We start from the raw sequence: 25605 nt of genomic DNA on the forward strand, positions 1-25605 counted from the left end.
CCGCAGCAACCCGGCACCCAAAGGACTGACAGATGCAATCCAAGCTTTCCACCCTGCCGCCCCTGCACGAGATCGTGCAAACGCCCGCCGGCCGCGCCTGCGTCGAGGCGCATGGCCATGCCGCCAGCCTGGCCTGCATCCGCGAATTGCTGGACGAATACCGCCAGCAGCTTCTGGCCGGCACCGCAGAGGCCGAGGACCGGGAAAGCGCCGCCCGGAGGGTGGCCGGGGCCGCGCTGGAAAGGCTCGACAGCCGCAACGCGCCGGCGATGAGGCGCGTGCTCAACATGACCGGCACGGTGCTGCACACCAATCTCGGCCGCGCGATCTACGCCCCGCGAGCGGTCGAGGCCGCCAACCGCGCCATGACCGGGCCGCTGGCGCTGGAATACGACCTCGACGCCGGCCGGCGCGGCCAGCGCGACGATGCCGTGCAGGCGCTGGTCGCCGAGATCACCGGCGCCGAGGCCGCCTGCATCGTCAACAACAACGCCGCCGCCATCCTGCTGGTGCTGGCGGCGCTGGCCCAGGGGCGCGAGACCATCGTCTCGCGCGGCGAGCTGATCGAGATCGGCGGCTCGTTCCGCATGCCGCAGATCATGGAAAGCGCCGGCACCCGCCTGCGCGAGGTCGGCACCACCAACCGCACCCATCTGCGCGACTACGAAGGCGCCATCGGCCCCGACACCGCGCTGCTGCTGAAGGTGCATCCCTCGAACTACCAGGTGCTAGGCTTCACGCATGAGACGCGCTGCCCGGACCTGCTGCCGGTGGCGCGCAGGCACGGCTTGCCGCTGGTCGACGACCTGGGCTCGGGCACGCTGGTCGACCTGTCGCGCTGGGGCCTGCCGCATGAACGCAGCGTGCAGGACGCGCTGGCCGAGGGCGTGGACCTGGTGACGTTTTCCGGCGACAAGCTGCTCGGCGGGCCGCAGGCGGGCTTCATCGCCGGGCGCCGCGACCTGGTGGAACGGTGCGCGAAACATCCGCTGAAACGCGCCCTGCGGCTCGACAAGGTGCGGCTGGCGGCGCTGGAGGCGACGCTGGCGCTTTACCGCGACCCCGACCGGCTGGCGGACCGGCTGCCGACCCTGCGCCACCTGGCCCGGCGGCCCGACGAGATGCAGGCCATGGCCCAGGCGATCCTGCCCGCGCTGGCCGCCGCCCTGCCGGCCGGCCATGCGCCCGAGATCGCGGCCTCGCAGGCGCAGATCGGCTCGGGCGCGCTGCCGCTGGAAAAGCTGCCGAGCCTGGCCTTGCGCATCCCCGCGCCGGGCGCCAGCGCCGAGCGGATCGCGCGGGCGCTGCGCCGCCTGCCGCTGCCGGTGATCGGGCGGATCGCCGAGGGCGCGGTCTGGCTGGACCTGCGCTGCCTCGACGATCCGCAGCCGCTGGTCGAGCAACTGCCCGGCCTTGCCGCGCTGCTGGCCGAACCAACCCCAACCAAGGAACTGCCATGACGGAACGCCATTCGAAACTGATCATCCTGGGCTCGGGCCCGGCCGGCAATACCGCCGCGATCTATGCCGCCCGCGCCAATCTCAGGCCCATGCTCATCGCCGGGATGGCGCATGGCGGGCAGCTGATGACCACCACCGACGTAGACAATTGGCCCGCCGATGCCGAGGGCGTGCAGGGCCCCGACCTGATGGTCCGCTTCCAGCAACATGCCGAGCGCTTCGAGACGGACTATGTCCACGACCACATCAACGCAGCCGACCTGGCCGCCCGGCCGATCCGGCTGCAGGGCGACAATGGCAGCTACACCTGCGACGCGCTGATCATCGCCACCGGCGCCTCGGCGAAATACCTGGGACTGGCGTCCGAACAGGCGATGATGGGCCGCGGCGTCTCGGCCTGCGCGACCTGCGACGGCTTCTTCTACAAGGGCAGGCCGGTCGCCGTGGTCGGCGGCGGCAATACCGCCGTCGAAGAGGCGCTGTATCTGGCCAATATCGCCAGCCATGTCACGCTGGTCCACCGCCGCGACAAGCTGCGCTGCGAAAAGATCATGCAGGACAAGCTGATGGAGAAGGTCGCCGCCGGCAAGATCACCCTGCGCTGGAACAGCCAGATCGACGAGGTTCTGGGCGACGACCGCGGCGTGACCCATGTCCGGCTGCGCAGCACCGCGGACGGGACCGTCGACGAGATCGCGGTGGACGGCGTCTTCATCGCCATCGGCCATCATCCCAACACCGACCTCTTCGCCGGGCAGATCGAGATGGACGGCGGCTATATCGTCACCCAGGGCGGGCGGCACGGCATGGCGACCCAGACCTCGATCCCCGGCGTCTTCGCCGCGGGCGACGTGCAGGACCAGATCTATCGCCAGGCCGTCACCAGCGCCGCAAGCGGCTGCCAGGCCGCCCTGGACGCGGAACGCTACCTCGACGGGATGTGACGCGGACGGGGCCGCGGCGGGGCGCGCAACGGGAAGCTTTCTTCGCCGATGCCGTCGCCGGCGGCCGGCGGCCGGACAGCAAGAACGCCGCCCCCGCGCGGGAGGCGGCGTCCGTCATGCCATCCGCCGGGCCCTGGGCGCAGGGGCCGATCCTACAGCGCCTGGGCGGTGTTCTTCAGCGCGCCGGGAATGGCCGTATCCTCGCCGCGCTGGCGCCAGGTCGCCAGGTCGCGGGCGCGCGAGGCGACGGCGCCTTCCCACAGCTGGTATGCGTCCTCGCCCAGCATCAGCCGCACCGGGGCCGTGTCGCCGTCCACCATGTCGATGATGACCTGCGCGGCCTTGACCGGATCGCCCATCTGCTGGCCGTCCTGGGTGGCGTAATAGTCCTCCATCCCCGCATTCAGCGCCGCGTAATCCTGGATCCGGCCCTCGGCCTTCATCGCCGCGCTGCCGGCGAAGCCGGTGCGGAAGGCACCCGGCTCGATCAGCGTCACCCGGATGCCCAGCGGCTTGACCTCGTGATGCAGCGCCTCGGTAAAGCCTTCCAGCGCGAACTTGGACGCGTTGTAGAGGCCGCTGCCGGGGAAAGCCACGAGGCCCGCGATGCTGGTCAGGTTCAGGATATGGCCCGACTTCCGCGCACGCATCTGCGGCAGCACCGCGCGCGACAGTTCCGCGGCGGCAAAGAAGTTCAGCTCCATCTGGGCGCGGATCTGCTCGGGGGTGAATTCCTCGAGCGCGCCATAGGAGCCTGCGCCGGCGATATTGGCCAGCACATCGATGCGGCCGAATTGCCCGGTCGCCTGCGCCAGCGCCCGGCCGCGGGCGGCGGCGTCGGTCACGTCCAGTTGCAGCGCAAGGGCGCGGTCGCCGTGGCCGGCCGCGATCTCTTGCAGCGGGGCGGCGCGGCGGGCGGTCAGCACGGCGCTGTCGCCGCGCGCCAGAACCGCCTCGGCCAGCGCCTTGCCGAAGCCCGAGGAGGCGCCGGTGATGAACCAGATCTTGCTCATGTCATTGTCCTTTACGAAAAGATTGTCAGTGCCGCGATGGGCGGCGGGTTGCGCAGTTGCCTAAAGCGCGATCTCGACGACGTCGGCACCGTCGAAAGCCGTGTCCTCGCCGCGCACGCGCCAGGCGTTCATGTCTTCCAGGCGCCCGGCGATGGTGGCGTCCCAGATCGACCAGGCGTCGCGGCCCAGCATCAGGCGCGTGGGCGGGGCGTCGCTGGCCACCACCTCCAGCATCCGCTGCGCGGCCTTCGCCGGGTCGCCCATCTGCTTGCCGGCCGAGCTTTCCAGATAGCCCTCGAAGGTCTCGACCATCGGGCGCCAGGCGTCGATGCGATGGACCGGGCGCATGTTCGCGTCGCCGGCGAATTCGGTGCGGAAGGCGCCGGGCTCGACCAGGGTGACGTGGATGCCCAGGGGCTTGGCCTCGATGGCCAGCGATTCCGTCCAGCCCTCGATGGCGAATTTCGCCGCGCAATAGGGGCCGGCCGCGTTCATCGCCACCAGCCCGGCGATGGAGCTGACGGTCAGGATGTTGCCCGCGCCCTGCGCCCGCATCTGCGGCAGCACGGCGCGGGTCATCTCGGCCGCGGCGAAGAAGTTCAGCTCCATCTGCTCGCGCAGCTGGTCAAGGCTGAACTCCTCGCAAGCGCCCGCCACGCCGCGCCCGGCGACATTGGCCAGAACGTCGATGCGGCCAAAGCGCGCCAGCGTCTTGGCCACCGCCCTGTCGCGCGCAGCCGCATCGGTCACGTCCAGGGCCAGCGGCAGCACGCGATCCTCGTGGCCGCGCGCGATCTCTTGCAGCCGGTCGAGGCGGCGGGCGGTGATCACCGCATTGTCGCCATGGGCGACGACCGCCTCGGCCAGCGCCTTGCCGAAGCCGGACGAGGCGCCGGTGATCAGCCAGGTTTTCGGTTGGTAGCTCATGTTCTTTCTTTCGCTCAGATGATGGTCAGGCCGCCATCGACCACCAGCTCGGCGCCGATGACGTAGGAGGCTTCGTCGCTGGCCAGGAACAGCGCCGCCCTGGCGATTTCCTCGGAGGTGCCGACGCGGCCGATGGGAATGCCCCTCAGCAGGCCCTCCAGCATCTCGGGGTCTTCGGTGAAATGGGTGGCCATGGGCGTGTCGATCAGGCCGGGATAGATGCCGTTGACGCGGATGCCGCGGCGGGCGAAATCCACCGCCGCGGCCTTGGTCAGGTGGCGGCTTGCCCCTTTCGAGGCGCTGTAGCCCGGTGGCACGTCCGGGAACACGATGATGCCCGCGGCCGAGGAGATGTTGACGATGGCGCCGCCGCCCTGCCGCTCCATCTGCGGCGCGACGGCCTTGATGCCGTAGAACTGGCTGTTCAGGTTCACGTCGATGACATGGTGGAAATCCTCGGCCGTGGCCTTGTCCCAGCTGCCGTCGCGCGGCCCCGGCGTGCCGGCGTTGTTGATCAGGATGTCGATGCGGCCATGGCGGTCGATGGTATCGGCCACGACCGCGGCCCATTGGTCCTGCCGCGTCACGTCCAGCACCGCCGCAGAGGCGCGCTGCCCCTTGGCCGTGATCTCGGCGACCAGCCGGTCCATGTTCTCCTGCCGGTTGGCATTGGCGGTCACGACGACGGTCGCGCCTTCCTCGGCGAAGACGCGGGCGATCACCGCGCCCATGCCGGTGCCGCTGCCCGCGCCGGTGACGATGGCGACCTTGTCCTGCAAGCGTTTCATGTCGGTTTTCCTTTGAATGACGGGACCGGACCGCCCATCCACGGGCGGCTGAACGCGCAAGGCGTTCGGTCGAGGGCATAGATAGGGATTGATCTGCGAACGACCCATGCTAGAAAGTCCGCTATTCTTATTCGATCGTACGGATTTCAGGATGGACCCGCTTTCGGACGTGCTGTCGCTGCTGCGGCCGCAAGGTCAGTTCTATGCCGGCTTCGATGCCGCAGGGGACTGGTCCTTCGCCTTCCCCCCGCACGCGGGGATCAAGTTCACCGCCGTCATGCGCGGCGGCTGCTGGGGCGTGGTCGAGGGGCAGCAACAGCCGATCCGCCTGAACGAGGGCGATTGCTTCCTGCTGAACAGCGGCCACGGCTTCGTGCTGTCCTCCGACCTCGCCCTGCCGGCGGCAAGCGGCAAGGCCATCCTCGAGGCGGCCGCCCGCGACGGGATCGCCGTCCATGACGGCGGTGGCGAGGTGTTCCTGATCAGCGGCCGCTTTTCCTTTTCCGGCAGCCATGCCGCCGTGCTGTTCGACGCGCTGCCGCCCATCGTCAACATTCCCAGGGCCTCGGCCCAGGCCGAGGTGCTGCGCTGGCTGCTGGATCAATGGGCCGCCGAGCTGCGCGGCCGGCAGCCGGGCAGCGCGCTGATGTCCACCCACCTGGCGCATCTGATGCTGGTCCAGGTGCTGCGGCTGTTCCTGGACAGCGCCACCGAACTGCCGCCGGGATGGTTGCTGGCGCTGACCGATCCGCAGATCAGCCCCGCCATCGCCGCCATCCATGCCCAGCCCGCCCGCCGCTGGACGCTGGAGGACCTGGCGCGCGTCGCCGGGATCTCGCGCACCGTCTTTGCGCAGCGCTTCAAGGCGCTGGTGGGCAGCACGGCCATGGACTACCTGGCGCGCTGGCGGATGCTGATGGCGGCGGACCGGCTGCGCAGCGGCAACGAGAACGTCGCCGCCATCGCCTTTTCGCTGGGCTACGAATCCGAAAGCTCGTTCAGCACGGCGTTCAAGCGGATCATGGCCTGCTCGCCCACGCAGTATCGGCGGCAGGCGGCAGCCCCGGCCGCCGCCGGGATGCCGCGCTGAGGCGGCCGCCCCCGCCTCGCCATCCGGCGCAAGACATGCTTCTATGCCCGCCAGCCGCCAACCGATGAGGCCGACGTGGATCTGCGACAAATGCGCTATTTCGTTGCCATCGTGGACGAGGGCGCGTTTTCGCGCGCCGCGGCCAGCCTGGGCGTCGCCCAGCCGGCCCTGTCGCTGCATGTGCGCAAGATGGAAGAGGAACTGGGCACCACGCTTCTGCTGCGCAGCGCAGGCGGCGTGACCCCGACCGAGGCGGGGCTGCATCTGGCCGCGCGGGCCAGGGGCCTGCTGGCCGAGATGCACAGCCTGGAGGAAGAGTTGCGGGGCCTGGGCGACCAGCCTTCGGGGGTGGTGCGCATCGGCCTGCCGGGCACGATCAGCGTGATCCTGTCGGTGCCGCTGATCGCCAGGGCGCGCGCGCAATATCCGCGCATCAAGATCGTCGTCGCCGAGGCGATGAGCGGCTTTGTCCGCGACTGGCTGCGCGAGGGCAGGATCGAACTGGGCGTGCTTTACGGCGAGATCGGGGAAGCCGGCCTGCGCTCGTCCCCCCTGCTCGAGGAAGAACTGGTCCTGCTTGCCCCGCCGGGCGCGCCGGCGGACGAGGCGGGGCTGGCGATCCTGGCGGACAGCCCGCTGATCCTGCCCAGCGAGGCCCACGGCCTGCGCCGCATGGTCGAGCACAGCCTGCGCGCCGAGAGCCTGCAGGTCGATCCCGCCATCGAGATCGACTCCTATCCCTGCATCAAGCGGCTGGTGGCGGATGGCTATGGCTGTTCGGTCCTGCCCTGGCATGCGGTGGCCGAAGAGGCGGCGAAGGGCCTGGTGTCCGTGCGCCGCTTTGCGCGACCCCGGCTGTGGCGGCGCGCCAACCTGGCCTGGAACGCCGCCCGGCCGCTGGGCCGGGCCGCGCAATCGGTGCAGGATCTGCTGCGCGCCGAGGTCGAGCAGCTGATCGCGACCGGCGTGTGGGTCGGCGCGCGCGGCGTGGATGCCCAGCGGCGACCCGACCCCGCCGCAAGAAGCCGCCAGGGATGAGCTGATCGGGGCAGGCGGCCGGGTTGGGCCCGCGACGGCGGCGCGATCCGCCGCGGCCATAGGATACGCCTATGCCAAGGCGCAACGACCGCGGTTGACAAACCCGTTTCCGCGCGGCTGATCAATAGGGCCGAACAGGACAAGCAAAGCCAGGACCATGCCGGAAACGCCCCCCGAACCAAAGCGCCGTCCGAAGCCCCGCAAGGCCGAGACCACTCGGGGCGAGATCCTGGCCGCCGCCGCCCGGCTTTTCGCCGAAAAGGGCTATGGCGAATGCAACCTGCGGGAACTGGCCGACCGCGTGGGCATGAAGGCGGGAAGCTTCTACTACCACTTCAAGTCCAAGGAACAGATCCTCGACGAATTGCTCAGCGCCAGCATCGCCATGGTCTCGGATGCGGTGACGCAGGCGGTGGCGGAACTGGGCGCCTCGGCGCCGGTGCGGGACCGGATCGCAGCAGCGATGCGGGCGCATATCACCGCCTTCCTGTCCGGCGACAACAACTCGGCCTCGTTCATGCGCGTGTGGGAGCATCTGCCGCCGACGCTCAAGCGCCGCAAGCGCGAGGAGCGCCGCGCCTATGCCCGGATCTGGCACGACCTTGTCGCCGAAGGCATGCGCGAGGGCGAGATTCGCAACGACATGGACATTCGCCTGGTGGTGCCCTTCCTGATCGGCACGATGAGCCGCAGCATCGAATGGTATCGCCCCAGCCGCATGAGCATCGACGATGTCTGCCATCTCATCATAACGACCTGCCTGGACGGCGGGCTGGGGCGGCAGGGGCAGGGCGGCGCCAGGGCGGAACACCCCGGCGCGCTGGTCAGCCGCTAAAGCGCGGCGCGCGCTTTTCCAGGAAGGCCGCGATCCCCTCTTGCGGGTCCGGGCCCTGCATGACGGCGACCACCCTGGCCTGTTCGGAGCGCAAGCCCTGCTCCAGCGGCAGGCTTTCCGAGGCCCGCGCCAGCTCCTTCATGGCGCGCAGTCCGGGCCGGCTTTTCCCCGCCAGATCCGCGCAATAGTCCAGCGCCGCCTGGCGCAGCCCCTCTGCCGCGACGACATGGTTCACCACGCCCCAGCCTTCGGCGGTCGCCGCGTCGATCCAGCGGCCGGAATACATCAGGTCCAGCGCCCGCTTCATGCCGACCAGCCGCGGCAGGCGCTGGGTCGCGCCCCAGGCCGGCACCAGCCCGTATTGCGCATGCTGGTCGCCGAAACGGGCATCGCCGGCGGCAAAGACCACGTCGCAGCAAAGCGCCAGCTCCAGCCCGCCCGCCAGCGCCAGCCCCTGACAGGCCACCACGACCGGCAGCAGGCTGGCCTCGAGCCGGCACAGCCCCCGGTTCATGTCCTCCAGGTAGCGCGCGAGCGCCGCCGGGTCGCCCTCCATCGACTGCGCTTCGGCCAGGTCGCCGCCGGTGCAGAAATGCCGGCCCTGCGCGCAGACCAGCACCGCGCGGATGCCCGAGCCTTCCGCCTCGAAGGCGTCCAGCGCCTCGGCCATCAGGCGAAACACCTCGTGGGTGATGGCGTTGAACTTGTCCGGGCGGGCCAGTTCAAGGACGCCCACGGCGCCGGCGCGGCCGACGGAAAGCACGGGCGGCGCCACGGCCTACTCGGTCCCCTTGGCGTTGCGGAACGCCTCGAGGATGGCGTCGCCGGGCTTGCCGGTGGATTCCATCTCGGCCGCCCAGTCCTTGGCGACCTCGGTGATCCGCGCCTCCCATTGCGCCTTTTCCTCGGGGGAAAGCGTGGCGATCTGCCAGTCGCGCTCTTCGGCCAGCTCCTTGCTGAAGCTCGCCTCCTGCTCGTCCTGCCAGCTGCAGCTTTCGATCTCGGTGATCGGGCCGGCCTCGTTCATCGCGGCCTTCACATCCTCGGGCAGCGCTTCCCAGGCCCGGTCCGACATGGCCAGCACGACGCTGCCGCCGCCCAGCGACATGCCGCCGACCGAATACTTGAACAGCTGATCGAGCTTCAGCGAGGGCAGCGCCATGTGCGAATAAAGCGCGCCATCGACCGTGCCGCGGGTCAGGGCGTCGAACATCTCGGGGCCGGGGATCTGCACCGGCACGCCGCCAAGCGCGCCGACGGTCTTGGTCATGGCGTTGCCCGCCACCCGGATCTTGAGCCCCGACATGTCGGCAAGCGAGGCGACCGGCTTTTTCGTGGTGATGACCGTATAGGGCGGGACGGTCAGCACATAGAGCACATGCAGCTTGAGCGGCTTGTATTCGGCTTCGTTGAGCGGCCCGCCCTCCTTGGCGATTTCCGAGAACTTCCGGGTCGCCTCGCAAGAGGTGCCGAACAGGCCGGGAAGCTCGGTCACCGAGGTCAGGGGCAGCTTTCCGCCCGCGATCGCCGGGGTCAGCAGCGCGACATCGGCCAGCCCGCTGGACAGCAGCGCAAGCTGGTCCTTGCCCAGCTGACTGTTGGGAAAGACCTCGAACGTCACCTTGCCGCCGGTCTGCTCGGCCACGCGGTCCACGAAGCGCGCCACCCCGTGTTCCCACAGGAAATGCGTCGCCGGATAACCATGGGCGAGCTTCAGATGCACGGCATCCTGCGCCGCGCCGGGTTGCGCCATCGTGGCTAGGCCGAAAGCGGCGGCCAGCGCCAGGCTGATCGGTTTCATGTCGTTTCCTCCCATTTCGCGGATCATCGCGATTTTCACGCGCAGGGGCCGATCCCGTCCCTGCGTCTGGTATCGCCACCGATTTTCATGCAAATGCCGGGCGGCAGGCCAGAACAATCTCGGCAGGCCGAAGCGATGCAGGCTATCGGAAAAACCTGTGGCCCCGACCAGGCCGCGATCAGGCCGAGGCGGGCGGGCGATCCAGAAGCTGCGCCATCAGCACCGAGGCCGCGCGCCCCGGCACCCTGCCCTGGGCGGTGGCGATCAGGATCTGGCGCTTGGCCCAGGGCTCGTCCAGCCGCACGACCGCGACCTGGTCGAGCATGTCGCGATAGATCAGGCATTCGGGCTGGATGGTCACGCCCAGCCCGGCCTGCACCAGGCTGGTCGCCACCCCGCCGCTGCGCACCATGTATTTCGGCGCGAACTCGACATGGTTGCGGGCCGCCGCCGCCTCCAGCGCCTCGCGCAGGCCGGCCACCGGGATGAAGCGTTCCGCGATCAGGTCCTTGAACCGCACCGACTCGCGCCCGGCCAGCGCATGGTCGCGCGGCACCACGGCGACGATGCGGTCCTCGCGATAGGGCACCACGTCGGCGCCCGAAAGATCCAGCCCGGCCGCGGCGGCAAAGACGCCGATCTCGGCCTCGCCCCCCAGCACGGCCTGCACGATGCGGGCGTTCTCGACCTCCTGCACGACCAGGTCGACCATGGGAAACTCGCGGCTGAAATCGCCCAGTTCCTTGGCGAGGAAGGGCGCGATGATCGAACGCGCCGAGGCGACCACCAGATCGCCCCGCACGCCTTCCGAGAAAGCCGAGATCTCGTTGCGCAGATCGTCCAGCTGGCCGAAGATCGCGCGCAGGTAGCGTTCCAGCACGCGCCCCGCCGGGGTCGGCACCACCCCCGAGGGAGTCCGCTCGAACAGCTTGACGTCGGCGATCTCCTCGAGATCCTGGATCCGTTTCGTCGCGGTCGAGGCCGAGATGTTCTCGCGCATGGCCGCGCGGCCGATCTGTCGCTCCTCGACCGCCGACAGAAACAGCTTCAGCGAGAACAGATCGACCTGTCGGATCAGGTGCAGGCGATTGAAGGCCATGGAATACCGCGCGGAACCGGGGATTTTCTGCGTCCGGGTATCGCGCCGCACCCGCCGGCTGTCAACACGCGCGGCCCGCCCTAGCGCCCGCGCGCGGCCAGCACCGCGCATGCCGCCATGCCCGCGGCCATGGCCCAGACCATGCCCGCCACGCCCAGATGCTCGCCCGTGGTGCCCAGCAGCAGCGGCAACAGCGTCTGGATGAAATTGGTCAGGGTCATGGACAGGCCCATGGTCTCGTTGGCCCGCCCTTCGGGCGTGGTGCCCATCAGCAGGCTCAGCGCGATGGGCACTCCCATGCCCAGCGACAGCCCCAGCACCGCGCTGCCCGCCAGGAACAGGCCAAGGCCCGTCATGGCGGGCAGCAGCGCATAGACCAGCGCGCCCAGCATCAGCGCCGCCGCCAGCGCCAGCGGCAACCGGACCAGCCGCACGACGGGCGCCACGCAAAGCCGCGCGACGATGGTGCCCGCCGAACAGGCGCCCAGCACCAGGCTGGCCTGCGTCGTGGACAGGCCGATCATGGCGGCATGGACCGAGACGACGAAGGGATAGACGGTCAGCACCGCCCCGAACATGCTGCCGGTCACAAGCCAGCGCCGCAAGTCCGGCAGCATCACCAGGTCGCCCCGCCGCCGCGGCATGGCGCGCGTCGCCCCCGCCGGGCCGCGAAAGACATGCCGCCCCCGGCCAAGCAGCAGCAGCGCCAGCGCGCCGGGCAGGCAGGTGACGGCCAGGGCCGGCCTTGCGCCGCCCTGCTCAAGGGCGACGGCCCCGGCGATGGGGCCCAGGAACTGGAACAGCGCATAGAACAGCAGCATGGTGCCCAGGTTGCGCGCCCTGGCCGCCTCGGTCGGGCTGGACTGGGCCACGGCGCGGGTGGCGACCGCATGGGCGAACATGGTGCCCGCCCCGATCAGCCCCGCCGCCAGCAGCAGCTGCGCCAGTCCGGGCCGAAGCAGTCCGGGAATGCTTGCCCCCGCGATCAGCCCCGCCGAGACCATGGCCGGCCGCAGGGTGCCGACGCGATCGGCCCAGCGGCCGAAGCGCAGGTTCAGCAGCATCGGCGCCAGCGTGAACAGCGCCGCCAGCAATCCCGTCAGCGCAGCCCCCGCGCCCTGCTCCAGCGCCATGCTGGGCAATACCAGCCGGGCCGTCATCAGCGTCGAACAGCACAATCCGGCAATCAGGAAGGTCGCGTGAAGATGCGCGGCAGGCGGCGGATCCGCTGCCGGGCGCATCGGCGCGCCGGCAGCGACAGGGTTCGTGCTGGAGGTGCTGCCGTCCATCTTTCGCCCGCATATCCAAGGTTCGTCGCCCCAGTCTTTTCCGCCCCGCCCCAAGGTTACAGCGGGTTTTTTCATGCATCGGAAAGCGCGGCGGGCGCATAGGCATTGGCTATTCCCGAATCCGCCGGCTTGCGGATAGCCGCGCCCTATGGGTCGAATAGGGGACGGCTTTGACCCGCCCGGTAAAAGGCAGGTTTGGTTTGACGCCAATTCCCCCGCCCGCCTATCAGGAAAGAACGCGTCCGTCAGATTCGCGAAGAATAACAACGGCGACAGCCGCCAACGGGGGAAACATGGCCACGCATCAACATTATAATCCTTGAATGCGATGACCGCCGGCATCGCCGGATAAATCACCACGCTGCAAAAAGACAATGGCGCCGCCGGCAATTGGCGCGCGGGTTTTCCATGCCTGCGTCCTCGATGCCGCCGCACCTGCGGTGCGGCGCGATGCATCACCAGGCTCAGGGAGGAGCACCATGAAGAAGACCCATATCGGCGGGCTTGGCCTCGCCGCGCTGGCGGCCGGGCTTGCCGCCCTGCCCGCCGCCGCGCAGACGCTGGAGGACCGCGTCGCCGCGCTCGAGGCGCGCCAGGCCCAGCCGGCCGGCCTGACCACGCCCACCGGCTTCACGCTGAACTTCTACGGCTACGTCAAGGGCGACCTGATCTACGACAACAGCCACGACCTCGGCATCCATTCGGGCGGCATCGCCGGCATCACCGCCGCCAGCACCGAGGATTCCGCCAGCCGCGCCCATGCCTACCAAAGCCGCATCGGCATCCGCGGCGCCCAATCCACCGACATGGGCGAGCTGAAGTTCAACCTCGAGGGCGACTTCCTGGGCGGCGGCGGCGGCACCTTCCGCCTGCGCCACGCCTTCGGCGAGCTGAACGGCCTGCTCGCCGGCCAGACCTGGAGCCTGTTCACCCCGGTGGGCGAGCTGCCGGCCTTCATCGACGCCAACGGCCAGACCGGCGCCCCGGCCTATCGCGTCGGCCAGGTCCGCTATACCGCCGAGTTCGGCGACACCTCGGCCGCGCTCTCGCTCGAAGAGGACAACTCGGCGCTCAAGGACCGCGTCGCCATCGCCGCCGCGGTGACGCAGAAATTCGCGCAGGGCAGCGTGAAGCTGGCCGCGATCTCGCGCAGCCTGGAGCATCCGGTCAACGGCGTCGAATCCAGCTGGGGCGCGACGATCAGCGCCAATGCCAAGCTGTGGCAGGGCGGGCTGATCCAGGCCTCCTACACCCAGGGCGACGGCATTTCCTCGCTGCTGCCGGCCTGGAGCGCGACCTATGCCCCCGAGCTGGACGCGAATGGCCAGGCCATCGGCGCCAAGGGCTACGGCATCGCGCTGAGCCATGCGATCACCCCGCAATTCGAGATCGGCGCGGGCTATGGCGTCAACGACTACGACGATCATGCCGGCGCGGCCGCGGACGGCACCGACAAGCTGAGCGCGGTGCATCTGAACGTCAAGTACAAGCCGGTCAAGCCGGTGACGCTGGGCCTGGAATACATCAGGGCCGAGCGCCGCCAGTTCGACGGCGCCAGGTTCGACAACGACAGGATCCAGTTCGCCGCGCAATACAGCTTCTGAAAATAGGCCCGATCAATCTCTCTCTCTCGTGGAAAAAGGCCGCTGGCGTCCGAAAGGATACCAGCGGCCAACCCGTCCAGGCGGGCCGGGAAAGCCGGGGATCGCGGCTTGCGACCGGAAAAGAAAAAGGCCCCGGCGCATAGGTTCATGCGCCGGGGCCATCGTTTTCCCCTATGGACGGAAGCATGAAATCGAACGGTGGTTTGGTATATTCTGCGCCTATCCGAATTGGAGGAGAACCACGGAAATGTTCGACAAGCTGGCAACCACCGCCCTGGCGCTGATATTGGCCGCGGGCGGCGCAACCGCCCAAGAGCAGATCACATTGCGCTTTGCCCATCTTTTCCCGCAATCCCATTATTTCTGGGAACATGGCGGCAAGGTCTTCGTCGAAGCCCTGGAGGCCAAGACCGACGGCAAGGTCGAGACCAGCGTCTTCCCGGCGGCGCAGCTCGGCAAGGACTCGCTGGCGGTGCTGCAATCGGGCCTGGCCGACATCGTGACGCTGGTGCCGTCCTACAGCCCCGACAAGCTGCCGCTGACCTCGGTTTCCGAATTGCCCGGCTTTCACGACACCACCTGCGAGGGGGTGGCGAAGCTGTGGCACATCATCCAGGACGGCGCGCCGCTGGACCAGGCGGAATATGCGCCGCAGGGCCTGCATCCGCTGTTCGTCGCGCATCAGCCGACCTACAAGGTGCTGACCTCGAAAAAGCAGGTCCGCGCGATCGGCGACCTTGCCGGGCTGAAGCTGCGCGCCAACGGCGCGGCGATCGGCAGCCTGGTGCGCGGCGCCGGCGCCGTGCCGGTCAGCATGAGTTCGGGCGAGGTCTTCGACGCCATGATGCGCGGCACCGTCGACGGCACGCTCCTGCCCTATTACACCCTGCCGATCTATGGGCTCGAGGACGTGGTGGACTATGCCTATGAAGGCGCGGAGCTGGGCGGCGGCTCGGTCGTCTTCGCCATGAGCGACAAGGCCTGGCAGGCGCTGCCCGACGACATGAAGACCCACTTCACCGAGGCCGCGGCCGAGGCGCAGGACAAGCTTTGCTCCTACCAGGACGAGCTGGAAAAATCCGTCCGCGACGAATTCGCCGCCGGGGACAAGGTGACGATCTCGTCCGCGTCCGAGGCGGACCTGGCCGAGTGGCAGCAGCATTTCGACAAGAACGCGGCCGATTGGGCGCAGGGGATGGAAAAGCAGGGCCGGCCCGGCCAGGCGATCCTGGATGCCTTCAAGTCCGGGGCGCAATGAAAAATGGCCCCGGAAGGGGCCATTTCCTCATGCGATCCGCGGTCAGTTGCCGGCGCCCGCGGCCTCGAACGCCTTCAGCACCTCGGTGCCGGGGCGGCCGCTCTGGTCCAGCCGCGCCGCCCAATCCGCCGCCACGCCCGCGGTCAGCGCGTTCCAGCGCGCCGCCTCCTCGGGGGTCAGCGCATTGACCGCAAGCGTGCCCGCCTGGACATAGCCGTCGCGGATCTTGTCCTCCTCGCGGTCCTGATAGGCGCAAAGGTTCTGCTGCGCCTTCTGGCCGGCCTCGGTCATTGCCGCCTTCACCTCGTCGGGCAACCCGTCCCAGGTCTGCTGCCGGATCGCGTAAAGCACCGCGGCCGAGCCGGCATGGAAGCCCTCGGTGGTCTGGTGCAGCACCTCTTGCAGGCTGAAGGGCGGCACGCCGACCCAGATATAGATCGCGCCGTCCACCGTGCCGCGCGACACGGAATCGTAGAACTCGCCCGCCTGCACCTGCACCGGCGCGGCCCCCAGCGCCCGCACCGAATCCGCCTGCGCGCCGCCGACCGAGCGGATCTTGAGTCCGCGCAGATCCTCGAGGCTGCGCACCGGCTTCCTGGCGGTCATCAGCTTGTAGGGCGGCGGCACCGCCACGAAAAGCACATGCAGGCCAAGCGCCTCGTATTCCTTCTGGTCCAGCAGGCCACCCTCTTGCGCCAGGGGCCAGAGCTTGCCGACCGCCTCGCAGGAGCTGCCGAAATAGCCCGGCAGTTCGGTGACGCCGGTCAGACCCAGCTTGTCGGGCGCATAGGGCGCGGCCACCGTCGCCATCTGCGCAAGGTTGCTGTTCAGCAGGCTGAGCTGGTCCTTGCCCAGCTGGCTGGCGTGGAAATCGGCGAAGGCGACCTTGCCGCCGGTCGCCTCGTTCACCGCATCGGCAAAGACCTTGCCGCCTTCCTGCCAAAGGTAATGGTTCTCGGGCCAGAGGTTCGAGAACTTGATGGTGGTGTCCTGCGCGGCCGCCCCTCCGGCCAGCGCCAGCGCGAAAAGCCCGGCCCAGGCCGGGCCGCGATAATTCGGCATGTCTTACCTCCCGTTGTCTTGTGCTTGATGGCGCCAGATTAGCAAGCAGGGAGCAGAAAAACGGTTTTATTTCCGTGCTATAGCAGGAAGCTATGGCACGGAAAGGCAGGCCCTGCGGGCCTCAGCCCCCCTGCGCCACGCCCCAGTCGCGCAGCACTTCGGCGGTATGGGCGCCGCGCGCGGGGGCCAGGCGTGCGATCCCGCCCGGCGTGCGCGAAAAGCGCGGGGCGGGCTGCGGCTGCTCGACGCCCTCGACCTCGACCAGCAGGGACCGGGCGCGGTTCTGCGGATGGCCCCCCGCCTCGTCCAGCGTCAGCACCGGCGAGAAGCAGGCGTCCGTGCCCCCGAACGCCGCCGCCCATTCGTCGCGGGTCCGGGTGGCGAAGATCGCCTCGAAGCGCGCGCGCAGGCCGGGCCAATGGGCGCGGTCGTTGCGATCGGGCAGCGTGGCGGGGTCGAGGTCAAGCACCGACAGCATCTGGTCGTAGAACCGCGCCTCGATGGCGCCCACGGCGACATATTTGCCGTCGCGGGTGGCGTAGCAGCCATAATAGGGCGCACCGCCGTCCAGCACGTTCGCGCCGCGCCGCGGGTCGAGCTGGCCCAGCTGGCGGAAGGCGTGGAACACGGTCAGCAGGCTGGAGACCCCGTCGACCATGGCGCAATCGACCACCTGCCCCTGGCCCGAGCCTCTGGCTTCATGCACCGCCGCCAGCAGGCCGAAGGCCAGGTAGACCCCGCCGCCGCCGTAATCGCCCAGCAGGTTCAGCGGCGGCACCGGCGGCCCGCCCGCCGGGCCGATGCGGTCCAGCGCCCCGGTCAGTGCGATATAGTTGATGTCATGGCCCGCCATCTGCGCCATCGGGCCTTCCTGACCCCAGCCGGTGGCGCGGCCATAGACCAGCCTGGGATTGACCTTCCGGCAATCCTCGGGACCGATGCCCAGCCGCTCGGCCACGCCGGGGCGATAGCCCTCGATCAGGATGTCGGCCTTGCCGACAAGTTCCATCAGCGTGGCGTGGCCCTCGGGGCTTTTCAGGTCCAGCGCGACCGAGCGCTTGTTGCGGTTGCGCAGGTCGTATTTGTCGGGCAGGTCCAGCCCCAGGTCGACCTCGGCCAGCCGGTCGATGCGCAGCACGTCGGCGCCCAGATCGCCCAGCAGCATGCCGCAGAACGGCGTCGGGCCCAGCCCGGCCAGTTCGATGACCTTCAGTCCGGCAAGCGGTCCCATGGCGCGTCCTCAGCCCGGATTTTTCTTCAGCATCATGCCGGTGCGGCGGAAGGTCAGCACCATCTTGTCGTCCTGGTTGAAGCTGCGGGTCTCGAACTCGACGATGCCGGCATGGGGGCGCGACTTCGACTCGCGCTTGGAGACGATCTCGGTCTCGCTGCGCAGCGTGTCGCCGATATAGACCGGGTTGGTGAACTTGACGTCATAGAAGCCCAGGTTGCCCTGGGTGGTGCCCAGCGTGGTGTCGGCCACGGTGACGCCGCAGGCCAGCGACAGGGTGAACAGGCTGTTCACCAGCCGGCCGGGATGGCCCTGTTCCTTGGAATAGACCTCGTCCATGTGCAGCCAGGCCGAGTTGTAGGTCAGTGCCGAGAACAGCAGGTTGTCCGCCTCGCAGACGGTGCGGGTGATGGCGTGGCGATAGATGTTGCCCACCTCAAGCTCTTCGTAATACTTGCCGGTCGCCAGTTCGGTATAGTTCACGCTCATGGGTTTTCTCCGCTTGGCCGGGGGTCAGATAACGCCCTGGGATTTCAGGTTTTCGATCTCGTCGGCGCCCAGGCCCAAAAGGCCCAGCACCTCGGCATTGTTCGCGCCCAGCGTCGGCGCAGGCCTGTCCAGCCCCACCGTCGAGCCGGACATGCGGATCGGGATGCCGCTGCCCACCGCGTCGATCTCGCCCGCTTCCGGGTGGACCAGCGGCACGATGGCGCCGCTTTCGCGCAAGGCGGGGTCGGCCATCGCCTCGCGCGCGGTGCGGACCTTGACGCAGGGCACGCCGCGGCTGGTGGCCAGGGCATGGATCACCTGTTCGGTGGTCAGGTTGCGGGTCCAGGCCTCGATCATCCCGTTCAGCGCATCGGCATTCACCGCCCGCGGCCCACGCGTGGCATAGCGCGGATCCTCGATCAGCTGCGGCTGGCCCATGGCCTCAAAGATCAGCCCGGCCCATTTGTCGTTCGCCGCCGCGATCGAGACATGGCCGTCGCTGGTCCTGAAGATGCCAAAGGGCGCCAACCGGGTCTGGTGGTTGCCGCTGCGCGCCGGAAAGCCCATGCGCTGGAACACGTCGAAATGCTCGAACGGCAAGAGCGAGGACAGGCAGTCCAGCATCGAGGTCATGACATGCTGGCCCTGGCCCGTGGCCTCGCGCTGGCGCAGCGCCGCCTGGATGCCGATCACCCCGTAAAGCGGCGCCAGCAGGTCGGCGATGGGTAGGCCGAAGCGGGTCGGCGGGCCGTCCTTGTCGCCGGTGGTGTCCATCACCCCCGACAGCGCCTGCACCACGATGTCCATGACCTTCAGCCCCGGATAGGGGCTGGGCCGCCCCATGCCGGTGATCGAGCAATAGATCAGCCGCGGATTGACCCCCTTGAGGCTGTCGTAATCCACGCCCAGCCGCTCGACCGTGCCGTCGCTGAGGTTCTCGACCACGATGTCGGACTGCTTGGCCAGTTCCTTGAAGAGCCGCAAGCCTTCGGCGGATTTCAGGTCCAGCGACAGGCTTTTCTTGGCCCGCGCCCGCGCCAGGATCGACAGCGACACGTCGCCTTCCTCCAGCGCGCCCAGGTGGATGCCGTCCTTGCCATAGAAGGGCGGGTTGAAGCGGGCGATGTCGCCGCCCTGAGGCGCCTCGATCTTGATGACCTCGGCCCCCAGCCCGGCCAGAAGCAAGGTGCAATAGGGCCCGGCCAGCGCCACGGTCAGGTCGAGGACGCGGATGCCCTCCAGCGGTCGGTTCGTCATCTTCTCCCCCTCCCCTTCCTGGCGTTCAGGCCGCGTATTCGCGGGCCAGCGCGATGATGTCGCGCGCGGTCTTCGCATGGGCGATGTCGATATGCTCGCCATCATACATGACCGAGGCCCGGCCTTGCGCCTGCGCCGCCTCCAGCGCGTCGATCATGCCCTGGTAGAAAGCCACCTCATCGGCCGTCGGCGTATAGGTGCGGTTGATGGTCTCGACCTGCATCGGGTGCAGCGCCAGCTCGCCCGACATGCCCAGCTGCCGGTCGAAGGCCGAGGCCTTGGCCAGCCCCTCCAGATCCTTGATCTGCTGCCAGATGCCGCCGATGGGCATCTTGCCGGCGGCGCGGGCGGCCATGACGACGCGGGACTTCATGTATTCCGACTCGCGCCCCTCGGGCGTCCAGACATATTTCAGCGCCCGGCCGACATCGGCGTTCTTGGCCGTCGCGCCGACGATCCCGGTCACGCGCGGGATCTGCGCGATCTCGTAGCAGAGCTGCATCGAGCGCGCCGTCTCCAACAGCGGGATCAGCCCGACCGAGCCGATGGGCAGGTTCGCCCGCGCCTCGGCTTCGGCGATCATGCAGGACGCCATATGCACGTCCTCGGGACCCCAGGGCTTCGAGATATAGATGCCCTCGACGCCCGGCTGCACCACGGCAAGGATGTCGTCCAGATCATAGATATGCGCGGTCCGGTTCACCCGCACCCAGATGCGCTGGCCTGCGGCGATCAGCGCGGGGATCTTGCGGGCGACCAGCTCGCGCGCGGCCAGCTTTTCGGCCGGGGGCACGCTGTCCTCCAGGTCCAGGATCAGCGCATCGGCGCCGGCATTGGCGCCCTTGTCCAGCATGGATTCCTTGTTGCCGGGCACGAACAGGAAGGAACGGATCGGTTTCATCGCGGCACCTCAATAGGATTTCGGCAGGCCCAGCTTGCGCTCGGCGATATTGGACAGGATCAGCTGCGGCGTGACCGGGGCGATATAGCCGATCCAGGCCTCGCGCATGAACCGCTCGACATGGTATTCCTTGGCATAGCCGAAGCCGCCATGGGTCAGGATCGCGGTGTTGCAGGCCTTCATGCAGGCCTCGGAGGCCACCAGCTTGGCCGCGTTCGCTTCCGAGCCGCAGGACAGGCCCTTGTCGTAAAGCTCGGCCGCGGCCAGCAGCATCAGGTTCGCCGCCTCGAGTTCCGCCCAGTTGCGGGCCAGCGGATGCTGCACGCCCTGATTCTGGCCGATGGGGCGGCCGAAGACCACGCGGTCCTTGGCATATTGCGTCGCCAGCTTCAGCACCGCCCGGCCGATGCCGACCTGCTCGGCGGCGACGAAGACGCGCTCGGCGTTCATGCCGTGGAAGATGTATTTCAGCCCCTTGCCTTCCTCGCCGATCAGGCTGTCCCTGGACACCGGCAGGTTGTCGATGAACAGTTCGTTCGTATCGACGGCGGCGCGGCCCAGCTTGTCGATCTCGCGGATGTCGACATAGTCGCGATCGAGCTTGGTATAGAACAGGCTCAACCCCTCGGAATGCTTCCTGACCTCCTCGATCGGCGTGGTGCGGGCCAGGATCAGCATGTGATCGGCCTGCTGCGCGGTCGAGATGAAGACCTTCTTGCCCGAGATCAGGTAATCGCCATTCGCCTGCTTCCGGGCCGCCACCTTCAGCTTGGTGGTGTCGAGGCCGGTGTCGGGTTCCGTCACAGTGAAACAGGCCTTGACCTCGCCCCGTGCAAAGGGCGGCAGCCAGCGCTGCTTCTGCTCCTCGGTGCCGAAATGCACCACCGGCTGCAGGCCGAAGATGTTCATGTGGATGGTCGAGGCCGCCGCCTGCCCGCCGCATTCCGCGACGGTGCGCAGGAACAGCGCCGCCTCGGTCACGCCCAGGTTGGCGCCGCCGAATTCCTCGGGCATGCAGATGCCCAGCCAGCCGCCATCGGCCACCGCCTGGAAGAACTCGTGCGGGAAGGCGTGGTCGCGTTCCTTCTTCAGCCAGTATTCCAGCGGGAAGTTCTCGCAGATCTTCTCTGCGGCATCGACGATCGCCTGCTGGTCGTCGGTCAGTAGATAGCCCATTGCCCTCTCTCCTCGGCGTGGCTCGATCAGGGTCCGATCAATTTTCTAACACTCATTAGGCACCTTGCCGTCCATGGGTCAACGAATCTCGGCGCCCTCGCCCGGCGCGAAAGGCTGCCCCGAGCCGTTCCATAGGTTCATGCTATGGCCAGACCCGCACCGATGCGGCGCAGCGGGATGATATTGCCTTGTAATTGCCTCCACCCCGGCACATCGGGCGCTTGCCATATGGAAATGTTATATCAGCAATCCACAACATATATTTGCATTATGCGGCGCCGCGATGCCATGACTGCTGGCGACAGTTCGCCCGATGCGGACACAGCTGGCACGGATCATCACCATGTTTGACCAACGCACCGACGAATATCAGGACATCCGCGATGCGGTCCGCGCGCTTTGCGCCGAGTTTCCCGACGAATACCACCGCAAGATCGACGAGGCCCGCGCCTATCCTGCGGAATTCGTCGATGCGCTGACCCGCGCCGGCTGGATGGCCGCGCTGATCCCCGAAGCCTATGGCGGCTCGGGCCTGGGCCTGACCGAAGCCTCGGTGATCATGGAGGAAATCAACCGCTCGGGCGGCAATTCCGGCGCCTGTCACGGCCAGATGTATGTCATCAACACGCTGATCAAGCACGGCTCCGAGGCGCAGAAGCAGCATTACCTGCCCCGCATCGCCACCGGCGAATGGCGGCTGCAATCCATGGCCGTGACCGAGCCGACCACCGGCTCGGACACCACCAAGATCAAGACAGTCGCGGTGAAGAAGGGCGACCGCTGGGTCATCAACGGCCAGAAGGTCTGGATCAGCCGGGTGCTGCATTCCGACCTGATCATCGTGCTGGCCCGCACCACGCCGGTCGAGCAATGCAGGAAGCCCTCGGAAGGCATGTCGATCTTCATCGTCGATGCGAAAGCGGCACAGGCGAACGGCCAGTTGGTCGTCAAGCCGATCCCGAACATGGTCAACCACGAAACCAACGAGCTGTTCTTCGACAACCTGGAAGTGCCCGAGGAAAACCTGATCGGCACCGAAGGCCAGGGCTTCAAGCACCTGCTCTCGGGCCTGAATGCCGAGCGGGTGCTGATCGCCGCCGAATGCATCGGCGACGGCTACTGGTTCACCGACCGGGTGGTGAAATACGTCAACGAGCGCGTGGTCTTCGGCCGCCCCATCGGCCAGAACCAGGGCGTGCAATTCCCCATCGCCGAGGCCTTCATCGAGGTCGAGGCGGCGAACCTGATGCGCTTCAAGGCCGCCGCGCTCTACGACGCCGACCAGCCCTGCGGCGCCGAGGCGAACATGGCGAAATACCTGGCCGCGAAATCCAGCTGGGAGGCGGCGAACGCCTGCATCCAGTTCCACGGCGGCTTCGGCTTCGCCAACGAATACGACGTGGAACGCAAGTTCCGCGAGACCCGGCTCTACCAGGTGGCACCGATCTCGACCAACATGATCCTGGGCTATGTCGGCCAGCATGTCCTCGGCATGCCCAAGAGCTACTGATGGGCGCGCTTCCCCTTTCGGGGCTCACGGTCGTCGCCATCGAGCAGGCCGTCGCCGCCCCCTTCACCAGCTCGCGCCTGGCCGATGCGGGCGCGCGGGTGATCAAGATCGAACGGCCCGAGGGCGATTTCGCCCGCGGCTATGACGACGTGGCGCAGGGCCAGTCCAGCTATTTCGTCTGGCTGAACCGCGGCAAGGAATCGGTCACGCTGGACCTTGGCTCGTACGCCGGCAAGGCGGAACTGGCGCGGCTGCTGGAGGGCGCCGACGTGCTGGTCCAGAACCTCAAGCGCGGCGCGCTGGCCAAGCTGGGCTTTTCCTTCGAGCGGCTGGCGCGCGACTGGCCCCGCCTGATCACCTGCTCGATCACCGGCTATGGCGAGGACGGCCCGATGGCCGACCGCAAGGCCTACGACCTGCTGATCCAGGCGGAATCGGGCCTCTGCTCGATCACCGGCGGTCCCGACGAGCCGGCCCGCGTCGGCATCTCCATCGTCGACATCGCCACCGGCGCCACCGCCCATGCCGCCATCCTCGAGGCGCTGATCGCCCGCGGCGTGACCGGCAAGGGGGCGAATATCTCGGTCTCGATGTTCGACGTGATGGCCGACTGGCTGACCGTGCCGCTTCTGAACCACGAGGGCGGCAAGTCGCCGAAGCGGCTCGGCATGGCGCATCCTTCGATCGCGCCCTACGGCGTCTTCACGGCGCGGGACGGCGGGCAGGTGCTGATCTCGGTGCAAAGCGACCGGGAATGGCGCAAGCTGGCCGAGCTGTTCCTGGGCCGGCCGGAACTGGCGGGCGACCCGCGCTTTGCCACCAATGTCGCCCGCGTGGCGAACCGCGCCCAGACCGATGCCGTGGTGGCCGAGGGCTTTGCCCGCATGACGGCCGAGGGTGCCATCGCGGCGCTGCTTCAGGCCGAGGTGGCGCTGGCCTCGGTCAGCGACATGGAAAGGCTGTCGAACCACCCGCATCTGCGCCGCATTACCGTGGACACGCCGAACGGCCCGGTCCGCTATCCCGCCCCGGCCGCGATCTTCGCGGGCGAGGCCCGCCCCTACGGCGCGGTGCCGGCGCTGAACCCCCTCGATGCGGCCGCCCCGCGGCTGGCCGAAGAAGCAACAGGAGCAATTGCATGAGAATCCTCGTCCCCGTGAAGCGGGTGATCGACTACAACGTGAAGGCCCGTGTGAAGGCTGACGGGTCTGGCGTCGATCTTGCGAATGTGAAGATGTCGATGAACCCGTTCGACGAGATCGCGGTCGAGGAGGCGATCCGGCTGAAGGAAAAGGGCGTGGCCTCCGAGGTCATCGCCGTCTCGATCGGCGTCAAGCAGGCGGCCGAGACGCTGCGCACGGCCTTGGCGATGGGCGCCGACCGGGCCATTCTCGTCACCGCTACGGACGACGTGCAGCAGGACATCGAGCCCTTGGCGGTGGCGAAGATCCTCGCCGCGGTGGCCAAGGCGGAAGGCACCGAGCTGGTCATCGCCGGCAAGCAGGCGATCGACAACGACATGAACGCGACCGGGCAGATGCTGGCGGCGCTGCTGGGCTGGGCGCAGGCGACCTTCGCCTCGAAGCTCGAGATCGACGGGGGCAAAGCGAAAGTCACCCGCGAGGTCGACGGCGGGCTGCAGACCATCGCGGTCGCGCTGCCGGCGGTGGTCACCGCCGACCTGCGGCTGAACGAGCCGCGCTACGCCAGCCTTCCGAACATCATGAAGGCGAAGAAGAAGCCGCTCGAGGAAAAGACCGCAGCCGATTACGGCGTCGACGTCTCGCCGCGGCTGGAGGTGGTCTCGGTGCGCGAGCCCGAGGGCCGCAAGGCCGGCATCAAGGTCGGCTCGGTGGACGAGCTGGTCGGCAAGCTGAAGGAAGCGGGGGTGATCTGATGGCTGTTCTGCTGCTTGGGGAAGTGACGAACGGGGTGCTGAACCGCGACGCGACGGCGAAGGCGGTGGGCGCGGTCAAGGGCCTGGGTGATGTCACGGTGCTCTGCGCCGGCGCCTCGGCGAAAGCGGCCGCCGAGGAGGCGGCGAAGATCGCCGGCGTCGCCAAGGTACTGGTCGCGGAAGACGCGCTCTACGGCCACCGGCTGGCCGAGCCGACCGCGGCGCTGATCGTGTCGCTCGCGGGCGATTACGACCACATCGCGGCGCCTGCGACGACGGACGCCAAGAACGTGATGCCGCGCGTCGCGGCGCTTCTGGACGTGATGGTGCTGTCGGACGTCTCGGCGGTGATCGACGCGGATACGTTCGAGCGGCCGATCTACGCCGGCAACGCCATCCAGACCGTGAAGTCGAAGGACGCCAGGAAGGTCTTCACCATCCGCACCGCGAGCTTCGAGGCGGCGGGGATCGGCGGTTCGGCCAGCGTGGCGGAGACCGCCGCCGCCGCCGATCCCGGCCTGTCGGCCTGGGTTGCCGACGAGGTTGCCGAGAGCGACCGCCCCGAGCTGACCTCGGCCAAGCGGGTGGTCTCGGGCGGCCGCGGCCTGGGCTCGAAGGAGAGCTTCGCGATCATCGAGGCGCTTGCCGACAAGCTCGGCGCCGCGGTGGGCGCCTCGCGCGCGGCGGTGGACTCGGGCTATGCGCCGAACGACTGGCAGGTGGGCCAGACCGGCAAGGTCGTCGCCCCTGAGCTCTACGTGGCGGTGGGCATCTCGGGGGCGATCCAGCACCTTGCGGGGATGAAGGATTCGAAGGTGATCGTTGCGATCAACAAGGACGAGGAGGCGCCGATCTTCCAGGTCGCCGACTACGGGTTGGTGGGCGACCTGTTCAGCGTCGTCCCGGAATTGACCGGGAAGCTCTGAACTTCTCTGT

24 protein-coding genes are annotated in these 25605 nt (G+C 68.3%); 11 read left to right on the forward strand and 13 right to left on the reverse strand.

The features are described from left to right. Window positions 1-32 precede the first annotated feature (32 nt). Together selA and trxB are read left to right on the forward strand one after the other, a co-directional pair. A complete protein-coding gene (selA, locus tag E3U25_RS08575; RefSeq protein WP_116220638.1) occupies window positions 33-1460 on the forward strand; it encodes an L-seryl-tRNA(Sec) selenium transferase in 1428 nt (475 codons plus the stop codon). Then, window positions 1457-2404 (forward strand): thioredoxin-disulfide reductase, encoded by a 948-nt coding sequence (trxB, locus tag E3U25_RS08580; RefSeq protein WP_116220637.1) that lies wholly within the window; start codon window positions 1457-1459, stop codon window positions 2402-2404. Before selA ends, trxB begins: the two co-directional genes overlap by 4 nt. A gap of 152 nt (window positions 2405-2556) precedes the next feature. On the opposite strand, the gene E3U25_RS08585 is transcribed toward trxB, so the two are convergent. The 3 genes from E3U25_RS08585 to E3U25_RS08595 are packed head-to-tail and all read right to left on the reverse strand — an operon-like array spanning window position 2557 to window position 5132. Beyond that, the gene (locus tag E3U25_RS08585) at window positions 2557-3417 is read right to left on the reverse strand and encodes an oxidoreductase (RefSeq protein WP_036760371.1); all 861 of its coding nucleotides are present in this window, start codon (window positions 3415-3417) and stop codon (window positions 2557-2559) included. Window positions 3418-3477: 60 nt separating this feature from the next. Beyond that, window positions 3478-4344 carry an oxidoreductase gene (locus E3U25_RS08590; RefSeq protein WP_116220636.1) on the reverse strand — a complete coding sequence of 289 codons (867 nt, stop codon included), beginning with the start codon at window positions 4342-4344 and terminating at the stop codon, window positions 3478-3480. A 14-nt stretch (window positions 4345-4358) separates the two neighbouring features. After that, window positions 4359-5132, reverse strand: coding sequence for an SDR family NAD(P)-dependent oxidoreductase (locus tag E3U25_RS08595; RefSeq protein WP_114536659.1), 774 nt, complete (start codon window positions 5130-5132; stop codon window positions 4359-4361). A gap of 151 nt (window positions 5133-5283) precedes the next feature. Here E3U25_RS08595 and E3U25_RS08600 point away from each other — a divergent pair, with 151 nt between their 5' ends. The 3 genes from E3U25_RS08600 to E3U25_RS08610 all read left to right on the forward strand — a co-directional run bounded on the left by E3U25_RS08600 (window position 5284) and on the right by E3U25_RS08610 (window position 8095). Further along, on the forward strand, window positions 5284-6222 hold the full coding sequence (locus E3U25_RS08600) for an AraC family transcriptional regulator (RefSeq protein WP_116220635.1): 939 nt from the start codon (window positions 5284-5286) through the stop codon (window positions 6220-6222). A gap of 75 nt (window positions 6223-6297) precedes the next feature. After that, window positions 6298-7260 carry a LysR family transcriptional regulator gene (locus E3U25_RS08605; protein ID WP_140847267.1) on the forward strand — a complete coding sequence of 321 codons (963 nt, stop codon included), beginning with the start codon at window positions 6298-6300 and terminating at the stop codon, window positions 7258-7260. Window positions 7261-7417: 157 nt separating this feature from the next. Further along, the gene (locus tag E3U25_RS08610; RefSeq protein WP_116220634.1) at window positions 7418-8095 is read left to right on the forward strand and encodes a TetR/AcrR family transcriptional regulator; all 678 of its coding nucleotides are present in this window, start codon (window positions 7418-7420) and stop codon (window positions 8093-8095) included. Here E3U25_RS08610 and E3U25_RS08615 read toward each other — a convergent pair. From E3U25_RS08615 to E3U25_RS08630, 4 genes are all read right to left on the reverse strand, one after another. Then, window positions 8085-8870 carry an enoyl-CoA hydratase/isomerase family protein gene (locus E3U25_RS08615; protein ID WP_116220633.1) on the reverse strand — a complete coding sequence of 262 codons (786 nt, stop codon included), beginning with the start codon at window positions 8868-8870 and terminating at the stop codon, window positions 8085-8087. The genes E3U25_RS08610 and E3U25_RS08615 overlap by 11 nt on opposite strands. A 3-nt stretch (window positions 8871-8873) precedes the next feature. Then, window positions 8874-9896, reverse strand: a complete 1023-nt coding sequence (locus E3U25_RS08620; protein ID WP_166435380.1) for a TRAP transporter substrate-binding protein — start codon at window positions 9894-9896, stop codon at window positions 8874-8876. Between the two features lie 178 nt (window positions 9897-10074). Further along, window positions 10075-10995, reverse strand: coding sequence for a LysR family transcriptional regulator (locus tag E3U25_RS08625; protein WP_036760353.1), 921 nt, complete (start codon window positions 10993-10995; stop codon window positions 10075-10077). An 80-nt stretch (window positions 10996-11075) separates the two neighbouring features. Further along, the gene (locus E3U25_RS08630; RefSeq protein ID WP_166435379.1) at window positions 11076-12284 is read right to left on the reverse strand and encodes an MFS transporter; all 1209 of its coding nucleotides are present in this window, start codon (window positions 12282-12284) and stop codon (window positions 11076-11078) included. Window positions 12285-12763: 479 nt separating this feature from the next. On the opposite strand from E3U25_RS08630, the gene E3U25_RS08635 reads away from it, so the two are divergent. Both E3U25_RS08635 and E3U25_RS08640 read left to right on the forward strand, forming a co-directional pair. Beyond that, a complete protein-coding gene (locus E3U25_RS08635; RefSeq protein ID WP_072464234.1) occupies window positions 12764-13888 on the forward strand; it encodes a DcaP family trimeric outer membrane transporter in 1125 nt (374 codons plus the stop codon). Between the two features lie 247 nt (window positions 13889-14135). Continuing rightward, entirely contained in the window at window positions 14136-15146 is a 1011-nt protein-coding gene (locus tag E3U25_RS08640) for a TRAP transporter substrate-binding protein (protein ID WP_116220631.1), read from the forward strand. A 42-nt stretch (window positions 15147-15188) separates the two neighbouring features. On the opposite strand, the gene E3U25_RS08645 is transcribed toward E3U25_RS08640, so the two are convergent. The 6 genes from E3U25_RS08645 to E3U25_RS08670 all read right to left on the reverse strand — a co-directional run bounded on the left by E3U25_RS08645 (window position 15189) and on the right by E3U25_RS08670 (window position 21262). Beyond that, window positions 15189-16208: a TRAP transporter substrate-binding protein gene (locus tag E3U25_RS08645; protein ID WP_116220630.1), complete on the reverse strand. Its 1020-nt coding sequence runs from the start codon at window positions 16206-16208 to the stop codon at window positions 15189-15191. 121 nt (window positions 16209-16329) lie between these two features. Next, complete coding sequence (locus tag E3U25_RS08650) at window positions 16330-17439, reverse strand: CaiB/BaiF CoA transferase family protein (protein WP_116220629.1); 1110 nt, start codon at window positions 17437-17439, stop codon at window positions 16330-16332. 9 nt (window positions 17440-17448) lie between these two features. Continuing rightward, window positions 17449-17928, reverse strand: a complete 480-nt coding sequence (locus E3U25_RS08655) for a MaoC family dehydratase (protein WP_036760877.1) — start codon at window positions 17926-17928, stop codon at window positions 17449-17451. Between the two features lie 24 nt (window positions 17929-17952). Next, on the reverse strand, window positions 17953-19185 hold the full coding sequence (locus E3U25_RS08660; RefSeq protein WP_036760879.1) for a CaiB/BaiF CoA transferase family protein: 1233 nt from the start codon (window positions 19183-19185) through the stop codon (window positions 17953-17955). Between the two features lie 25 nt (window positions 19186-19210). Then, window positions 19211-20086, reverse strand: a complete 876-nt coding sequence (locus tag E3U25_RS08665; protein WP_116220628.1) for an HpcH/HpaI aldolase/citrate lyase family protein — start codon at window positions 20084-20086, stop codon at window positions 19211-19213. 9 nt (window positions 20087-20095) lie between these two features. Beyond that, on the reverse strand, window positions 20096-21262 hold the full coding sequence (locus E3U25_RS08670) for an acyl-CoA dehydrogenase family protein (RefSeq protein ID WP_116220627.1): 1167 nt from the start codon (window positions 21260-21262) through the stop codon (window positions 20096-20098). A gap of 343 nt (window positions 21263-21605) precedes the next feature. Between E3U25_RS08670 and E3U25_RS08675 the strand changes: the two genes are divergently transcribed. The 4 genes from E3U25_RS08675 to E3U25_RS08690 are packed head-to-tail and all read left to right on the forward strand — an operon-like array spanning window position 21606 to window position 25595. Continuing rightward, entirely contained in the window at window positions 21606-22772 is a 1167-nt protein-coding gene (locus tag E3U25_RS08675) for an acyl-CoA dehydrogenase family protein (RefSeq protein WP_036760892.1), read from the forward strand. Continuing rightward, the gene (locus E3U25_RS08680) at window positions 22772-23914 is read left to right on the forward strand and encodes a CaiB/BaiF CoA transferase family protein (protein ID WP_116220626.1); all 1143 of its coding nucleotides are present in this window, start codon (window positions 22772-22774) and stop codon (window positions 23912-23914) included. Before E3U25_RS08675 ends, E3U25_RS08680 begins: the two co-directional genes overlap by 1 nt. Continuing rightward, window positions 23911-24669, forward strand: coding sequence for an electron transfer flavoprotein subunit beta/FixA family protein (locus E3U25_RS08685; RefSeq protein WP_116220625.1), 759 nt, complete (start codon window positions 23911-23913; stop codon window positions 24667-24669). The genes E3U25_RS08680 and E3U25_RS08685 overlap by 4 nt, the downstream gene beginning before the upstream one ends. Then, the gene (locus tag E3U25_RS08690) at window positions 24669-25595 is read left to right on the forward strand and encodes an electron transfer flavoprotein subunit alpha/FixB family protein (RefSeq protein ID WP_281029249.1); all 927 of its coding nucleotides are present in this window, start codon (window positions 24669-24671) and stop codon (window positions 25593-25595) included. The genes E3U25_RS08685 and E3U25_RS08690 overlap by 1 nt, the downstream gene beginning before the upstream one ends. The last annotated feature ends 10 nt before the right edge of the window (window positions 25596-25605 follow it).

Origin of the sequence: Paracoccus versutus (assembly GCF_029909795.1) — a bacterium.
Lineage (GTDB): Bacteria > Pseudomonadota > Alphaproteobacteria > Rhodobacterales > Rhodobacteraceae > Paracoccus > Paracoccus versutus.

What these genes read in the sequence shown, in the direction of transcription:
- selA (WP_116220638.1), top strand. Translation starts at nt 33, where the DNA reads ATGCAATCCAAGCTTTCCACCCTGCCGCCCCTGCACGAGATCGTGCAA.
- trxB (WP_116220637.1), top strand. Translation starts at nt 1,457, where the DNA reads ATGACGGAACGCCATTCGAAACTGATCATCCTGGGCTCGGGCCCGGCC.
- E3U25_RS08585 (WP_036760371.1), bottom strand. Translation starts at nt 3,417, where the DNA reads ATGAGCAAGATCTGGTTCATCACCGGCGCCTCCTCGGGCTTCGGCAAG.
- E3U25_RS08590 (WP_116220636.1), bottom strand. Translation starts at nt 4,344, where the DNA reads ATGAGCTACCAACCGAAAACCTGGCTGATCACCGGCGCCTCGTCCGGC.
- E3U25_RS08595 (WP_114536659.1), bottom strand. Translation starts at nt 5,132, where the DNA reads ATGAAACGCTTGCAGGACAAGGTCGCCATCGTCACCGGCGCGGGCAGC.
- E3U25_RS08600 (WP_116220635.1), top strand. Translation starts at nt 5,284, where the DNA reads ATGGACCCGCTTTCGGACGTGCTGTCGCTGCTGCGGCCGCAAGGTCAG.
- E3U25_RS08610 (WP_116220634.1), top strand. Translation starts at nt 7,418, where the DNA reads ATGCCGGAAACGCCCCCCGAACCAAAGCGCCGTCCGAAGCCCCGCAAG.
- E3U25_RS08620 (WP_166435380.1), bottom strand. Translation starts at nt 9,896, where the DNA reads ATGAAACCGATCAGCCTGGCGCTGGCCGCCGCTTTCGGCCTAGCCACG.
- E3U25_RS08625 (WP_036760353.1), bottom strand. Translation starts at nt 10,995, where the DNA reads ATGGCCTTCAATCGCCTGCACCTGATCCGACAGGTCGATCTGTTCTCG.
- E3U25_RS08630 (WP_166435379.1), bottom strand. Translation starts at nt 12,284, where the DNA reads ATGGACGGCAGCACCTCCAGCACGAACCCTGTCGCTGCCGGCGCGCCG.
- E3U25_RS08635 (WP_072464234.1), top strand. Translation starts at nt 12,764, where the DNA reads ATGAAGAAGACCCATATCGGCGGGCTTGGCCTCGCCGCGCTGGCGGCC.
- E3U25_RS08640 (WP_116220631.1), top strand. Translation starts at nt 14,136, where the DNA reads ATGTTCGACAAGCTGGCAACCACCGCCCTGGCGCTGATATTGGCCGCG.
- E3U25_RS08645 (WP_116220630.1), bottom strand. Translation starts at nt 16,208, where the DNA reads ATGCCGAATTATCGCGGCCCGGCCTGGGCCGGGCTTTTCGCGCTGGCG.
- E3U25_RS08650 (WP_116220629.1), bottom strand. Translation starts at nt 17,439, where the DNA reads ATGGGACCGCTTGCCGGACTGAAGGTCATCGAACTGGCCGGGCTGGGC.
- E3U25_RS08655 (WP_036760877.1), bottom strand. Translation starts at nt 17,928, where the DNA reads ATGAGCGTGAACTATACCGAACTGGCGACCGGCAAGTATTACGAAGAG.
- E3U25_RS08660 (WP_036760879.1), bottom strand. Translation starts at nt 19,185, where the DNA reads ATGACGAACCGACCGCTGGAGGGCATCCGCGTCCTCGACCTGACCGTG.
- E3U25_RS08665 (WP_116220628.1), bottom strand. Translation starts at nt 20,086, where the DNA reads ATGAAACCGATCCGTTCCTTCCTGTTCGTGCCCGGCAACAAGGAATCC.
- E3U25_RS08670 (WP_116220627.1), bottom strand. Translation starts at nt 21,262, where the DNA reads ATGGGCTATCTACTGACCGACGACCAGCAGGCGATCGTCGATGCCGCA.
- E3U25_RS08675 (WP_036760892.1), top strand. Translation starts at nt 21,606, where the DNA reads ATGTTTGACCAACGCACCGACGAATATCAGGACATCCGCGATGCGGTC.
- E3U25_RS08680 (WP_116220626.1), top strand. Translation starts at nt 22,772, where the DNA reads ATGGGCGCGCTTCCCCTTTCGGGGCTCACGGTCGTCGCCATCGAGCAG.
- E3U25_RS08685 (WP_116220625.1), top strand. Translation starts at nt 23,911, where the DNA reads ATGAGAATCCTCGTCCCCGTGAAGCGGGTGATCGACTACAACGTGAAG.
- E3U25_RS08690 (WP_281029249.1), top strand. Translation starts at nt 24,669, where the DNA reads ATGGCTGTTCTGCTGCTTGGGGAAGTGACGAACGGGGTGCTGAACCGC.